Genomic DNA, 14,064 nt, shown 5'->3' with positions numbered 1-14,064 from the left:
AGGTGGTGGACTGGCTTGGCAGGCTCGCCGCCGACCCGGCCCAGGGCCCGGTGACCCGGCTCGCGGCCGTGGTCCAGCGGGTCCGCTGCGCTCCGGACGAGATCGGCGAGGACGTCGTGCCGACTGCCGTCGGCCTGCTGCGCGAGAGTGCCCATGCCCTACCCGTGCGGCGGATCGCACCGGCTCCCAGCCGCCCGGCGGCACCCACGCCCGGAGTTGCGCCCCAGATCGTCGCCGCCTTCGAGGATCTCGACCGGCGCACGCGCGTGTACGCACCGACCACCATCCTGCTGCGCTCGTTCCACGAAGCCCTGGGCGCCCGGGTGCCAGAGCGCACCGTGGTACTGGCCGAGCAGCTGAGCAGCCCCGACCCCGGCTCGCGCCTGGACGCGATCCGTATGAGCGGGGAGCTGATGCGTACCTGGCGCGGGGACCACACCCGCCTCCTCCTGCTGGTCGCTGACCAGCTCACCACGGACGACCAGGAGGTCGCCGCCGAGGCCGCGGCCGTCCTGGAGGCCTGCCACCCGATCGCCGCCCCGGCCAGGGAGGCACTCGCCGCGCACATCGAGGCACAACGCACGGCGCACGGCCCTCACATATGGGCCACACCGCAGGCGCTGCTGCGCAGAAGCCACCAGGAAGCTGTCCGGGCCCTGGCGCGCCTAGGCGACGCACGCGCGCTGCCGAGCCTACTGGCCGCGCTGGACAGCGACGCCGACGCCTGGCGGGCGATCCAGGTCGCCGGGCATCTGCCGCAGGCAGCCCACGAGTTGGTGCCCCGCCTCTGCGACCACCTGCGCCGGATCGACCTCTCCCGGCGACGGACCGAGATGAGCGCCAGCGCGATCCTCTCCGCGCTGGCCGTGCTCGGCGACCCGGCTGCGGTTGTCGTGGTGGCGGACATGCTCGGCGCCGCCGTGCGCATGGGGCGGCACAACATCACGCAATCAGCCCTGAAGACACTGGGCGGGTTCGGCCCGGCGGCAGCCGGCGCACAGGACTCGATCCGGTCGCTGACCACCGCCACCGACGCACATGTACGCCCTGCGGCCGTCGCCGCGCTGTGGGCCGTCGGCGGTGACCTGGCCGAGGCCATGCCGCTCCTGCTCGGCCTCCTCGACAGCCACATCACCTTCCACATCGGTGATGCGGCCGATCTGCTCGGCGAGATAGGCCCGCCCGCCTCCATCGCGCTGCCGCGCCTGCGGGACCTTCTGACGCACGACTACGAATGGGTCCGGGTGCATTGCGCTGCCGCACTGTGGGAGATCGGCGGCGAGGCCGAGGCACCAGCCGTCCTGGACGCCCTGCTGCAGGTCATGACCGAGAACCCAGCGACGGCCAACCACGTCGTGACCTGCCTGGACCGCATGGGCTCCCTCGCGGCTCCGGCCCTGCCCCTGCTCCGCGAGCAACTGGCGCTGCCCCGGCGCGGCGGCAGGTTCCAGAGCATCGACGACGACGAGGAACTCCAGCGGGTCGGCCGTACACTCATCGCCCGCCTCGCCACACCCGACGAGTTCGCCGCCCTCGTCGACGACTACCTCATCTGACACCGCCGAAGGAGAGACATGTCCTTTCCCGAACTTCCTCAGCCGGCGCCCGGTGAGGTGCTGTTGCTCTGCACGTGCTACGAGGACGGCAGGGCGCTGTGGGGCGGGCTCCACGACGAGATCGGGGCCTGCCGGGAAGACGGCAGGCTCGTCCTCGGGGGCAGTGGGGTGCGGCTGCGTATGGTCGAGGACAGCGGATGGGACTACCTGCATGGGGGAAACATCCCGGCGCTTGTTCCCGGCAGCAGTCCCGTGCCGCCGGTCGTCGTCCTGGCGGACATCCCGGTGGTGTACGGCGGGGGCGGGCCGCTGCTGGTGGACCTGGCGGCGATACCCGGGCGCGGCGTCCGGGTCCCTTCGGCCCGGCTCGGCGAGATCCTCGCCGATCTGCTGGGCGGCGCGCTCGCCTTCGACGACCTGGTGCGCGACATGGACCGGTGCGGAATGTACCAGGGCGACGGTGGCCGGCCGGCTTTCCCCACGCCCACGTCCACGCCGACGCCGACGCGCCGGTCCTTCCCGTCACTTCCCTCCACCACCACAGCCCTGCTGGTCCGCACCTGCTACGACGACGAGGCAGGTTGGCAAACCCTGCTCGGCGAACTGGGCGGGACTGACGCAGACGGCTGGGTCGGCGCGGACCTGGACCCGGACGAGATCGACGTGGAGCACTACCCGTTGACAGCGCTGGTCGTCGACAACCCCGCCTTCGAAGGCCTCCAGCCGGGCCAGGTCCCGGCGCTCGTCCCGCCGGAGGAACACACCACGCTGGTCGCGCTCGCCGACGCCCGGACCTTTGCCGAGCCCGGACGACCGCTGACCGTCGTCGACCTGTACGACTGCCCGGGGCAGCAGGCCGTCCTTCCATGCCGCGAGGTCGGTTCGTTGGCGTGCAACCTGGAGATCGCCAACATGGACTTCTACGAGTTCGTCGCCGAGGAGGGCATAAAGCCGTGGTGGGAGGGAGCCTGAGAGGGCGCGCAGATGGGTGCCGGGGGAGGGCAGATAGGGCAGGCCCAGGTAGGTGATCATGGATTTGCCGCGCTCCGTGACCACCGGGGTGACCTGTCGGCCGCTCATGGCTGCCCGTGCTGCTACGACGACGAGTAGCTGGTACGGACGAGAACCTGCTCAGGGTCGGTCTCCGCGTACACCTTTGCCGTCCAGTTGTCGCGCAGCCATGAGGCGGACAGTGCCCATGGCTGCCCCGCCGCATACGCCTCGTCCGGCAGGAACACCACCCACAGCCCGGCCTTGTAGCCGGTGGTCACGATCAGACCCATCCGCTCGTCTGCACCCGGTGGCAACTCCGCGAGCATGAACTCGACAGTGTCCTCGTACGGCCACCGGGCCGGGAGGTGGAAGACGGCTCCACGTGAAATCTCCTCCGGATGTTCGCTCAGCCGGATCCACTCCATGGCCAGGATGCTATCGAGCCTGTCCCCACCGGGGCGCTTCACTCCGTGCCGCAGCCGGGTTGCGCGGTGCCGAGTTCGCTACGCGCCATGGAGGCGACCAAGCGGAGGGGTGAGGCCGCCGCGTACTCTAGCCAGGCCCTGGCCTCGTCGGTTTCCACTGCCCTGAGACCGAGGTCGGTGGGCCGGACAGACGGCCGCGCCATCGGGCAGCTCGTTCTCCGCGGTATTCGCGCCGCCGCGTGCGGCGGCCTCGTCCACCGCGGTGAGCCTGGCCGGTGAGGTGCGGGGTGTACCTGCGTGGCGGCCCATCGCGGACGGATGGGGTGAGACGGCATACGCGCCGCGTCACGTGAGGGAATTGGTGGCCTCAGGGACGCGCGGAACGGGGTCGTGCGGAGCTTTCACGGGGCCTTGGCCACGCGACGGACACAAGGCGCGCTCCCGGGATCGACGCTTCCCCCGCAGGTGCCGACCCGCCCGTCTACGGCCTCGATGAAGAGCCTCTGACCTGGTGTTTTCTTGGATTCCTCATAGGCTGTGGAGATCTGCCGGACGCCCGTGGGAGGGGTCTTCGTGAGTGGGGAAGGCATGCTGTACGACGCTGCCGACATCGAGGTGCTGGAGGGCCTGGAGGCCGTTCGCAAGCGGCCCGGGATGTGGGTCGGCTCGACCGGTGAACGCGGGTTGCACGAGATGGTGTTCGAGGTCGTCGGCCGGGCGGTGAACGGGGTTCTGGTCGCCGGCGGCGGCTGCGTCGACGTCACGCTCACACCCGACGGCGGCGTGCGAGTGGCGGACGACGGAGTGGAGGTTCCCTTCGAGGACGCCGTGGAGGGCGGTGCCCTGGGCCTCGAAGCTCTGCTGACGAGCCTACGGGCCGGACCGGAGCCCGATGGCAGGCACATGGCGCTCTTGGGTCACTTCGGTGTGGGGCTCTGCGTCGCCAATGCCCTGTCCAGTCGGCTGACGGCCGAGGCGCGCTGCGGGGGAGTCCGTCGGGTTCAGGAGCACGCCCGTGGCGTCGCTCTGGCCCCGCCTGCGACCGTGGGCCCCGCGAGCACAAGCGGGACGACCGTCGCCTTCTGGCCGGACGCCGACATCTTCGAGACGACGTGGTGCTCGTTCGCCGTGCTGGCGGAACGCTTCCGGCAAGTTGCCTTCCTCAACCGGGGCTTGGAGATCTCGCTGACCGACGAACGCCCGGCCGGAGGAGCCCGCAAGATGAGGTTCCGGTGCCCGGAGGGGGTACGGGACTTCGTGGCGGCCCTCCACGCCGAGACGGACGCGGTCCTGGAGCCGGACGTCATCGCCTTCGAGCGAGAGGACCCGCGGATGGCGGGCACGATGGAGGTCGCCCTCATGTGGGGCAGCTCGCGCGAGGAGCGGTTGCGCAGCTTCGCCAACAGCCGGTTCACCCGCGAGGGCGGCGCTCACGTGGACGGCTTCCGCGACGGGGTGGGTGCAGCGGTCACCGACTGGGCACGCAGACGGGGCCTGTTGACGGCGCAGGACGCCAGCCCCGGCGTCGACCGGATCGGCGAGGGCCTCACCGCAGTCGTGTCGGTGAAGCTGGACCACCCCGAGTTCCTCGGGCCCGTCCGCGGTCGGCTCGGCGGCGACGAGGTGCGCGCCTGCGTCGGGGAGGCTGTCCAAGAACATCTCGGCGCCTGGTTCGAGGCGCGCCCGGACCGGGCGGCGGCGATGGTCGACCGGATCATCCGGGACCGGCACCGGGAATGATCGGCGGCGGATGCCCTGCGCGGCGAACCATGCCGAGTGGGCGGGGACGCGGGGGCCGCGACCGCACGGCGTGGGCCGCCCGAAGGCCAGGAGTGCGGGTTCAGGGCGACCGTTCATGGTGGGCCCATCAAACCGTGCTGCTCGGTGTACTGGACGACGTCCTCACAGGTACGGCGGCAACATCATCGAAACCGGCAGCGAGTCCTACCGCCTTGCCCACATCAAGGTCCGCCAGCAGGTCGCAGCCTCCTGACCTATCCCGGCCGACCTGGTCTCGGTTCGGGCGACCCGGTCCGCCGGGGCCACTTCCCCGGTCGCAGTCAAGCGAGCGAAATGTGTCCTACGGCAGCGAGCGTGTGAGCCACACCAGTTCACCACTGTCTTCGGTCGAGACGTGGTCGCGCTGGAACCCAAGCTTTTCGAGAACGCGAAACGACGGCGCGTTCCAGGGGCGCACCGTCGACCAGAGCCGTTTCCGCTCAGTCGTGATCGCCGCATCGAGCACCGCGAACGCCGCCTTGGTGGCATAGCCCTGTCCGTGCATGCGCCGGAACAGTTCATAGGCGATCTCCGGCTCGTCAACGGAAGCCCGACCGGCAGTGAGCCCGCAGTACCCGATGAAGTCGCCCACATCGCGGCGGATGACGGGCAGCAGAGCAATCCCTGTCAGTGCCGACGCAGCGCGCTGGTCCTCGATCATCCGGCGGTTGTCCTCGATGGACGGCATACCACCACCCCGTTCAGCGACGAGGGCGCGATGGGCGTCGATGTCGGGCTCGGTCCACTGACGCAACGTCATCCGAGCGGTGTCGAGTCGGAGCGGCATCGGCGAATACGGCATGGCGACACCCTACCGACGCCCCCGGGGCCGGAACTTCACCTCGCTGGGGTGGGGCCAATCGACTTGTTCACAGCAGGCCCTGAAGATCGCACATCGGGGCCAAAGGACCCGTTCCACTGGGTCCAGAAGACTCGTTCGAGGCCAGACCGAGAACAGTGCACGCCGTGGGAGGAACTGCGCCAGGCCCGCCTCGCCCGGCTCGCCGCTCGGCCGTCGCCTGATGGCCCCTCACCGTGGTCCGCGTCGCGCCCGGATTGACTTCACAGACGCTGCCGCGAAACAGGCGGAGTCCATCACCAACGAGGCGGAACTCCACGACCTGGACCGCACCCTGGTCGTCATCTTTGTCGACCCCGAAATCGGCGAGCCGATCGCCGGCGGCACCGCCGGCCCGCAGCTGCGCCAGTACACCGACGAAGTCGAGCAGGGCAGATGGGGGAGGCCTGCGGGCTCGGCTCGAACCGCGTCCTGCGCCATCTGTCCGTCCTGGACTGGACATCGCTTTGCTCAGCCGATCAGTCTGCAGACCGGCGGTGTGCAGCCGAGGCGACAGGGGCCCGCCGGGGCCGCCCTGTCGCCCTCGCCGCATTGTGCTGCCCCTGGCAGCGCACGTCGGTCCCGCTGCGGATGCGGACACGGGCCCGCATCGACGAACGTCGCATCCTGCCCACCCTCGGGCCGGCCGGGCGTCTCGCTGATCAGCGACCGGCGCGACCTGAGCCGCGCCCTCAAATACCTCTACGAAGCCGCCGGGGCCCCTTCGCTCCGCGAGATCAGAGACAAGAGCGGCAACCCCCACGCCCTGTCACTCAGCAGCCTCCGCCGGATGGTCTTGCGCATCACCAGGTCTGTCGACGAACGGCAGCTGCTGGCCATCGTCCACGGGTGCGGCATCACTGATCAGGACGACCTGTGGAGGGCCGCCTGGACCAAGGTCTCCAGCAGGGGCAGCATCGACCTCGGCCCGGACCTCGCCGTGGCGATGCTGGAGGGTTTCCATCGCGGGCAGAACCTGGCGATCAAGGCGTACGCGGCGAGGGCGGTGACCGGGAGGCACCGTTCGGTCCCGGCTGAGACACGTGACGAGCAGTCGGGAGGCGGGGCCCAGAGACCAGTTCGGCAATTGCAGGACAGGCGCTTCAAAATCGCGAAAATGACTCTGCCGGAAAACGAGAAACGCACCGCCAGCTGATTCCGAAGAATGGGTCGGAGCCGTAAGAATATCGGCCCCGATGGCCCACACGTTCGAGTCGTGCCCGATCGGACCATCTCCCTTCGCGACCGAGGGCCGAGTTGAACGTGGGACTCGACGAAGGGCGAGATCACCGGGATGGCTCTCGCGCCGTTACTTTCAGTCGCATTAGCGTCATGGAGTGGCAGAACGTCTTTTGTCTCAGGAGGCTGATGTGAGACGTCGGTTTGCTATGGCGCTGGGTATCGCCGTGGCCGCTACGGGCCTGATGGCCACGGGCGCACAGGCGGAGGCGAAGGCCGACACGAGAGTGATCTACGGTGCGGGAGCCGCAGCGTGCCCATCCCACTACTTCTGCCTCTACGAGCACATCGACTACAACGGCTCTGGGAACGGACGGATTCTGCTGACCCAGTCGAGCGTGCCGGACCTCCGGCTGTACGGGTTCAACGACGTCGCCTCGTCGGTGATCAACAACACGGCCGACTTCGTGGTGGTCTACAAGAACGTCCACTACAAGGGGCTTCAGCGCGCCTTTGCGCCAAGCCAACGGGCGGGCAGCCTCGTCGGTACGGGCCTCAACGACGGAATCTCCTCGGTACGAGTCTTCTGACACGGCTACGCGACAGCCGACGGGGCCCGTGAGTTGACCTGCCGGTCAACCGCGGGTCCGGGGGTGTTGGACCAGTGGCTTTGACCCGGCAACCACACGGTGACGTCGGAAGACCTTTTCAGGGTGGGGTCCTGGTGGGGCGTCACGGTGCCACACGGTGTCCCGGGGCCGTCTCCGGAGCCGGACCGCTCCGTGCCCTGGTAGGGGCTGCCTCCGGCATCCTGCAAGACGGTCGCTTACCGGCACGGATGAGCGTGTACAGCGCGCTGTACGAGCTTCATGCCGACCCGTAGCAGAACTTATCCCGCAGGGCCGCCAATGGTGGACACGTTCCCGCTCCCGCCATGGAAAACGACCGTAGAACACAGTGAGCCCTTCCCAACCTCAGGCAGACGAGGCCAGGTGGATGGCCAGGACCGCCTTCACGATGTCGGTGATGCGGGTCGTGCTGCAGCGGAGTTTCCGCAGCAGGCGCCACTGCTTCAAGGTGGCTGTGGCCTGCTCCCCGACGGCGCGGATCCGTGCGTGGGAGACGCTGACGGCCCGTTGACCGGCGGACAGCGTGTCCCACCGGCTGCGGTGGGGAACGCGGATCGTGCCCCGCGCGCCCTGGTAGCCCTTGTCGGCTCAGCAGCGGATGCCCGCGCCGGCCAAGGCGTCGACGATGCCATGCGCGCGGGCCGCGGGCATGCCAACGCATCGGTGCCGCTGGAGCCGCCGGATCGGTCGCGCTCTCCTGAGGTACGTGCTGATCGGTCTCTGCTTAGATCTCCGCATGACGGACTGGTCTCAGCTTCACCATGCATACGGGACCGCGGAAGACATTCCCGGCCTGCTCGACGCAGTCGGCCCGGACCCGCAGGATCCAGGCTGGGACGCCCTGGCCTCCCGCCTGTACCACCAGGGCGGCGTCTACGAGGCTAGTACGCCGCCCTGGTGGTACAGGCGGAGAAGGCCCGACCGTGGTCACTCGCTGAACGGCGCATGGCGCTCTACTTGGCCAGCCAGATCGTGGCCAGTCGCGACATCCGGGACGAGGTCGTGGATCCCTTCGTCATCCACTCTGCAGTGATCGCCGAACTGCTGGCGCTGACAGAGCAAGCACTGGGTGACCCAGCCCTCGCCGTTGACTCCCTGAGCCTTCAGTGAAGGTCCGACTGGACCTCGGTCAGTCGATGCCTTCGACGATGCGGAAGTCGCGTTCGACGCCGTCGGAGAGGGCGACCAGCGCCTCCTGGTAGGCCGCGCTCTCGCGCGTCGCGACGGCCTGCTCGAAGCTGTCGAACTCGATCAGGACGGTGCGCTCGGCGATTCCGGCGTCATGCGCCACTACCCGACCGCCACGGACGAGGACCCGGCCGCCCCCGGCCTCGACGGCCAGGCGGGCCAGCTTGTTGTAGGCAGCCAGCTTCTCAGGATCTGAAATGGTGCGGTAGACGCTGACCCAGTAGCCCTTGGGCATGGAACCTCCAGTGTTGGGATGAGTGCATCTGACTTACGCGTTGGTCTCGGACGAGCGTCGGCGGGCGAGAGCGAGGCTTGTCAGCGTCGTGATCGCCATGGCGCCGATGCCGACCAGCGCCGCGGTGGTGTAGGCGCTGTCGTCGGGGAAGAGGTGGCCGGGGCCGGTGCCCGCGGCGAGGATCAGGCCGCCGATGGCGCTGCCCAGGGAGTACCCGACGCTGCGGACGACGTAGTTGAAGCTCATGGCGCTCGACGTCTCGCTCTTGGGGGTGACGGCCAGGATGACGCCGGGCATCGCGGCCGAGAAGCCGCCGACGCCGAAGCCGAGCACGCCCATCGCCGCGAACAGTTCGGCCAGGTCCGACCGGGCCGCCGCGAACAGGGCGAACCCGCCGCCGACCACGACGGCGCTGGCGGCCAGGAGCAGGGGGTCGGCGATCCGCGTCCGGACCCGCGGCGTGAGCTTGCCGGCGACGAACCCCAGCACCGAGAACGGGATGAGGACCAGCCCGGCGACGAAGGTCGTCAGCCCGAAGCCGTAGCCGGCGCCGTGCGGCGTCTGCGCGTACCGGGTGATGAGCGTGAGCAGGAGGTACATGCCGATCCCGCCGACGAACATGGCGAGGTTCGCCCCGGCGACCGCCGGGTGCCGCACCGCCCGCACATCGACCAGGGGCGTCGTGCTGCGCAGTTCGATGACGGCCCAGACGCAGAGCAGCACCACCGTGACGACGGCGAGGCCCGCCGCCACGGCGAGGTGCCGGCTCCACAGATTCCGTTCGCCGGCGAGGAGCAGCACCAGGAGCAGCGCAGCGGCCAGGACGACCGCGCCTGCCACGTCCACGTGGGCGGAGCGGCCTTCGGGGGCTTCGGGCATGGAGCGCCACGCGGTCAGGAGGGCGGCGGCGGTGACGACCAGGCCGAGGCCGTAGGCGGCCCGTACCCCGCCGAGCTCGGCGAGCAGTGCGGCCAGCGGGTAGCCGACGCCGGCCCCGATGATCGAGACCACCGAGATCAGGGCGATCACGGCCGCGCTGCGCTCCTCGGGGAGGTGGTCCCGGGCCACGCCCATCATCAGCGCCGTCAGCCCGAGCCCGACGCCCTGGGCCGCCCTGCCGGCCAGCAGCCACGCGAACGGCAGCGGCAGCACGGTGAGCGCGCTGCCGGCGACGACGACCGCCAGCGTGGCGAGGATCGTGGACCGCCGGTGCGGGCCGGCTCCGAGTCGGCCCAGGACCGGGGTGGCGACGGCGCCGCTGAGCAGTGCGACGGTCAGCGTCCACTGCGCGCTGCCGAGCGAGACGTGGAACGAGGTCGCCACGCTGGTGATGAGCGGCGTCCCGAGGCTGGCGACCGCCGCCACGACCAGAGCGATGAACATCAGAGCGGGGACCAGCAGCCGCGCCTCGGAACGCGCCACCGGGAATGTCTTCACCGCGACCCTGCCGACCGGCTGCCCGGTCACTGCTTCGGGCCTTCGCGGTCCTGGCTTTCGAGCTCTGCCAGATGCTTCAGCGCCGGAAGGGCCGCCACCAGTGCCTCGACCTCGTCGCCGCTGAGCTCACCGATCAACCGCTCGAACGCGCGGACGCCCGCCTGGTGCCGCGTCAGGACATAGGAGGCGCCGGCCTCGGTCAGGCACACCAGCGTGACCCGCTTGTCGGACGCGTCGCCCCGCCGCTCGACCAGGCCGGACTCCTCCATCACTCGGACCAGAGCGGTCATCGCGGGCTGGGTGACGCCTTCGACCGCGGCCAGATCGGTGATGCGCCGCGGGCCGGTCCGGTCCAGGGTGGCCAGGGTGGCGGCGGACGTCAGGCTCATGTCCCGGGGCAGGCGTCTCGCGGCCCTGGTGGCCAGGCCGTAGAGGGCTGCCCCGATGGCGGCGGACGCGCCAGGAGCGGTGTCTTGACGACTCATGCTCGAAGCATAGCATTTTTATATTCATAGTCTATGTAAATGGACTGGCGCCGGCTCTACGGACTGCGCTCGGGGGCCGAGGGCAGCATCGAGGAGTTCGTGGACGGCCACCGCGGACGCCGGTGCCGCGACCGCGGCCTCGCGAAGACGCACGTCCAGCACGTCCTGACCGCACTCGCGATCAACGTCGAGCGGCTGAGCCTTCAAGAACCCGCCGACGGCCCCAACCGGCCGCGCCCGCCCACGGCGTTCCAGCAGCACCTCGACAAACGAGGACCGCCCCGGCCCCTGTGGTGGAGGCAGGGTAAATGACCCCGAACCTCAAGATTCCCGACAGAGTGGCTCACTGACTACGGTGCATTCCCGGACTTGCCGAACCGATCGGGGGAGCGCAGGTCCGGCGTCGTCCCGCACTGCCACGGACCATCGGCTGGTTGCATGCCCCAGACAGGGAGCATTCGCCGTTCGGCATCATGCTGTGGCGGTCTGCGGTTTGAGTGAGTGTCAGGTCCATCATGCCTGCTCGGACGCGGTTTGCGGTAGGACGGAGCGCACGTTCGTTCAGGCTTGTCCCAGGTGCTGGCCAGCCCGCAGACTCGTCGTCATCCACTTTCCGACGTCCGTGTCGGCATCCGTTCTCGGGTGTCGACGCGTTCGTCGTGCTGTCTCGTCATGGGACGGGTGCGGTGAGGGTGGTGGAGCGAAGGGGGATCGATGGATCAGGACATGGTCATGCGGGCGAGGGTCCAGTTGCTCAGTGCCAACCGGCGGGTGGTTCGCGGCGTCGAGGGCTTGCGGATCTACCGCCTGCTGACGCAGGTAGAGCCGGAGGTGTACGGGTCGAAGCTGGCGTACGTTCTGGTGGAGGTCAGCGCGTCGTCGCTGGTGCGGGAGCTGCCAGAGCAGCGGCTGGCGCTTTTGGATGAGGCGGTTGCGGTGGCATCGGCTCTGGATGCCGCGAATCCCTACCGCACCACGGTGCTGGCGAAGGCGTTTGCCGCCAGGCGGGAACTCGAGGGGCGGCAGACAGATGCGACCTGAGATGGGTGCCCGTGCGCCGAGGTGCCCCAGCGGGCTGTAACAACTCAGTCGCCTACGGCTGACAAGGAGGGCCCGCACGGAAAGTGAGGCGTCCGCGATGTCGTCGGCGGCGACCAGGCTGTACGCCTCGTGGAACCCTCGGGGCGCCGTCGGCGCCCCGAGCACGAGCCGGGCCGCGATGCCTCACGTCACCGGTGGTGCGTCGAGGCCAAGAGGGGGCGCACCACCGGCTGCTGCCGCGTACCTTCAGGTCAGCCTGGTCCGTCACCCATTTCCGCCGTGGTGACGGGCCAGAAGTCTGCTCAGCAGGTGAGGACGACGAGGCACTCGGCGAGTGCCCTCTGCTTGCTGTCTGTGCCCCGCTGCGTACGACGACGTGAGCAGGTCGATCGTATGTGAGGCCAACGCCGTCAATGGCAGATTGAGTTGGGACGAAGGGCGGTGTTTCGTGCGGGGTGCCAGGCGGCAGATGCCGAGACGGGAACAAGGCCGATGCCGCGGGCCACGTCGCCGATCAAGCGGCGTGGCTGCGGGCCGTCAGCCGAGTCGGCTCACCTGCCCCGAGGCGGCCAGTGCTCCCGCGCCCTGGCCGCACTGAAACCGATCGAGGCGACGAGCAGGGCCTGCACCACGGCGATCAGGGCGGACAGCGTCCAGAGCCATTCGGGATGGCCGGGCGGCGGGCCGGCACGGACGCCGTACCTCCCCCGGGGATCGACGGTGACGGTGATGTGGTCACCGACAGCGAGGTCCCCCGCGCCGATGGCGCCGAGCGGGTGGTGGGAGGCGTCCGCCAGGATCGCTTCCGTTCCGGCATCGAACGGGCTGGCGCTGCCCTCCAGAGCCGTCACGACCGCCCGGACGGGTCGGCCACGCTCGTGCAACGCCTGGTCCTTCAGGACGATCCACCCCACGAACATGGTCACAGCGACGCAGATGGCCACCGCGATCTCCGTACCTGCGCGCTCTCCTCTGTGTTCTCCGTCCGAAAGTCGTACAGGACGAACGCCAACCCCATCAGACCCCCCACCAACACCACCCCGACGAAGCCCATGACGAGCGTGTTCCGCCATCCGACGGGCGTCAGCGACGCACCGTAGACGAGGCCGAACGCAATCGCCGTCAGCGCCGCGCTGGCCGGCACCGCGAGTGCCGCCCACGAAAACCGCACGAGCCACCTCCGCCCGGTAGTGCTCACCGGTTCCTCCCCAAGTCTGTTCCGGTGTGATGCCCACCCTTGGTGTGGTGATCGGCCCGCGGAAGCGGCACAAGTCCCGGCCCGGGGCGCTTCGCATGGGGGTTTACCTGTCGTCGGCGTTCAGATCACGTGGTGGCCGCAGGCCGAGCTTCTCCAGCAGCTGCAACTTCTCTGCAAGGTCGGTGCGGTGCTCGGCGATGACGGGGGCAGGCGGCTTCTCGGCGAGCACACGGGCCACCCCGTCGAGCAGGACCTGGGGGCGGTGAAGCCCTGCCTTCGGTTCGACCACCCGACGAGCGGGCAGCCCGGTCAGATCCGTCAGGTGGTCCTCCGCTCCCGGCACGTGCGGGCCGGTCAGCAGCAGCCCGTCGGCGGCCGCCTGCCGGACGGTCTCCGGCGGCGCTTCACGCAGCACCTGCTCCACGAGGCCCATCACCGGCTGGTAGGCAGGGGCCACGACGGCGCGCAGTTCGGCCGGCGACAAGGTGACCTTGCCCGGCTGCGGAGGGAAGACACGATCCTCGGTGATCATCGACCCGTAGACGGGCCCGGGCACCGTTGACGATGGAGCGAAAACGCTGCCGTGAACGACGGCGGCCCACGCCTGCTCCAGGCTGGCATCGAGCCGGTGCTCGGCCCGCAGATGCTCGACCACCGCCTGGGCCAGACCTCGCGTACCACCGGTCGCCAGATCACCGGCGATCGCCTCGCGCCCGGCGACGACAGCGACCGAGGTGCGTAGCCCGTCCTGGTGCACCACGACACACGCGGCCGGCACCGGCCAGGGCGGCCACTGTCTCGTCCACCACCGTGACCACCGCCGCCGGCCACAGCTCCTGGACCTTGTCCACGGCCGGCTGCACGCCGGGGTGTGCACCGGCTCCGGGTGCCACGAGGACCACCGTCCCGATCGGCGCCCACAGCTGCGCCGGCTGCGGCACACCGGCCAGGACGTGCGCCGCAAGCGATGCATCCGCCCCCGGGCCCGGATTCCAGGCCAGCTCCAACACCACCTGCGAGTAACGGCCGCTGCGCCCCGTCACCTGCACTCGTATCGCGTTCAGAGCCCACCAGAGCACGC

At 69.7% G+C, this 14,064-nt stretch carries 16 protein-coding genes and 1 pseudogene; 8 read left to right on the top strand and 9 right to left on the bottom strand.

From position 1 onward, the window contains the following. The first annotated feature begins 2 nt into the window (after positions 1–2). Positions 3–1,556: a HEAT repeat domain-containing protein gene (locus tag EDD90_RS54065; protein ID WP_260328860.1), complete on the top strand. Its 1,554-nt coding sequence runs from the start codon at positions 3–5 to the stop codon at positions 1,554–1,556. Between the two features lie 18 nt (positions 1,557–1,574). Beyond that, positions 1,575–2,528 (top strand): DUF6924 domain-containing protein, encoded by a 954-nt coding sequence (locus EDD90_RS54060; protein WP_123982748.1) that lies wholly within the window; start codon positions 1,575–1,577, stop codon positions 2,526–2,528. Between the two features lie 122 nt (positions 2,529–2,650). Here the strand turns inward: EDD90_RS54060 and imm45 are convergent, their stop codons facing one another. Then, a complete protein-coding gene (gene imm45 / locus EDD90_RS54055) occupies positions 2,651–2,974 on the bottom strand; it encodes an Imm45 family immunity protein (protein WP_123982746.1) in 324 nt (107 codons plus the stop codon). A gap of 588 nt (positions 2,975–3,562) precedes the next feature. Here imm45 and EDD90_RS54050 point away from each other — a divergent pair. Then, entirely contained in the window at positions 3,563–4,714 is a 1,152-nt protein-coding gene (locus EDD90_RS54050; RefSeq protein WP_123982744.1) for an ATP-binding protein, read from the top strand. A gap of 340 nt (positions 4,715–5,054) precedes the next feature. Here EDD90_RS54050 and EDD90_RS54045 read toward each other — a convergent pair whose 3' ends face one another. Continuing rightward, entirely contained in the window at positions 5,055–5,555 is a 501-nt protein-coding gene (locus tag EDD90_RS54045) for a GNAT family N-acetyltransferase (protein WP_123982742.1), read from the bottom strand. 220 nt (positions 5,556–5,775) lie between these two features. Between EDD90_RS54045 and EDD90_RS59400 the strand changes: the two genes are divergently transcribed. Both EDD90_RS59400 and EDD90_RS54030 read left to right on the top strand, forming a co-directional pair. Then, positions 5,776–6,747 carry a hypothetical protein gene (locus tag EDD90_RS59400; RefSeq protein WP_398929010.1) on the top strand — a complete coding sequence of 324 codons (972 nt, stop codon included), beginning with the start codon at positions 5,776–5,778 and terminating at the stop codon, positions 6,745–6,747. Between the two features lie 214 nt (positions 6,748–6,961). After that, positions 6,962–7,360 carry a peptidase inhibitor family I36 protein gene (locus EDD90_RS54030; protein WP_123982738.1) on the top strand — a complete coding sequence of 133 codons (399 nt, stop codon included), beginning with the start codon at positions 6,962–6,964 and terminating at the stop codon, positions 7,358–7,360. A 384-nt stretch (positions 7,361–7,744) separates the two neighbouring features. Here EDD90_RS54030 and EDD90_RS54025 read toward each other — a convergent pair. After that, positions 7,745–8,044, bottom strand: a pseudogene (locus EDD90_RS54025) (transposase family protein); the annotation flags it as partial. A 300-nt stretch (positions 8,045–8,344) separates the two neighbouring features. Between EDD90_RS54025 and EDD90_RS56225 the strand changes: the two are divergent. Then, positions 8,345–8,509 carry a hypothetical protein gene (locus tag EDD90_RS56225; RefSeq protein ID WP_185149735.1) on the top strand — a complete coding sequence of 55 codons (165 nt, stop codon included), beginning with the start codon at positions 8,345–8,347 and terminating at the stop codon, positions 8,507–8,509. A 19-nt stretch (positions 8,510–8,528) separates the two neighbouring features. Here EDD90_RS56225 and EDD90_RS54020 read toward each other — a convergent pair whose 3' ends face one another. From EDD90_RS54020 to EDD90_RS54010, 3 genes are read right to left on the bottom strand one after another with little or no spacing between them, the layout of a single operon-like run. Next, positions 8,529–8,822, bottom strand: a complete 294-nt coding sequence (locus EDD90_RS54020) for a DUF1330 domain-containing protein (protein ID WP_123982736.1) — start codon at positions 8,820–8,822, stop codon at positions 8,529–8,531. Between the two features lie 33 nt (positions 8,823–8,855). Continuing rightward, positions 8,856–10,289: an MFS transporter gene (locus tag EDD90_RS54015; RefSeq protein ID WP_123982734.1), complete on the bottom strand. Its 1,434-nt coding sequence runs from the start codon at positions 10,287–10,289 to the stop codon at positions 8,856–8,858. Further along, positions 10,286–10,648 carry a MarR family winged helix-turn-helix transcriptional regulator gene (locus EDD90_RS54010; protein ID WP_123982862.1) on the bottom strand — a complete coding sequence of 121 codons (363 nt, stop codon included), beginning with the start codon at positions 10,646–10,648 and terminating at the stop codon, positions 10,286–10,288. The genes EDD90_RS54015 and EDD90_RS54010 overlap by 4 nt, the downstream gene beginning before the upstream one ends. Positions 10,649–10,783: 135 nt before the next feature. On the opposite strand from EDD90_RS54010, the gene EDD90_RS54005 reads away from it, so the two are divergent. Both EDD90_RS54005 and EDD90_RS54000 read left to right on the top strand, forming a co-directional pair. Next, on the top strand, positions 10,784–11,056 hold the full coding sequence (locus EDD90_RS54005; protein WP_123982732.1) for a transposase: 273 nt from the start codon (positions 10,784–10,786) through the stop codon (positions 11,054–11,056). A gap of 402 nt (positions 11,057–11,458) precedes the next feature. Next, entirely contained in the window at positions 11,459–11,785 is a 327-nt protein-coding gene (locus EDD90_RS54000; RefSeq protein WP_123982730.1) for a hypothetical protein, read from the top strand. Between the two features lie 551 nt (positions 11,786–12,336). Here EDD90_RS54000 and EDD90_RS53995 read toward each other — a convergent pair. The 3 genes from EDD90_RS53995 to EDD90_RS53985 all read right to left on the bottom strand — a co-directional run bounded on the left by EDD90_RS53995 (position 12,337) and on the right by EDD90_RS53985 (position 13,743). Then, entirely contained in the window at positions 12,337–12,729 is a 393-nt protein-coding gene (locus EDD90_RS53995) for a hypothetical protein (protein ID WP_123982728.1), read from the bottom strand. After that, positions 12,708–12,983 (bottom strand): hypothetical protein, encoded by a 276-nt coding sequence (locus EDD90_RS53990; protein ID WP_123982726.1) that lies wholly within the window; start codon positions 12,981–12,983, stop codon positions 12,708–12,710. The genes EDD90_RS53995 and EDD90_RS53990 overlap by 22 nt, the downstream gene beginning before the upstream one ends. A gap of 103 nt (positions 12,984–13,086) precedes the next feature. Then, the gene (locus EDD90_RS53985) at positions 13,087–13,743 is read right to left on the bottom strand and encodes a rod shape-determining protein (RefSeq protein WP_185149734.1); all 657 of its coding nucleotides are present in this window, start codon (positions 13,741–13,743) and stop codon (positions 13,087–13,089) included. Positions 13,744–14,064: the final 321 nt, after the last annotated feature.

The organism is Streptomyces sp. Ag109_O5-1, assembly GCF_003814875.1.
Taxonomy (GTDB): Bacteria; Actinomycetota; Actinomycetes; order Streptomycetales; family Streptomycetaceae; genus Streptomyces; species Streptomyces sasae.
This window is presented reverse-complemented; position numbering and strand designations above follow the sequence as displayed.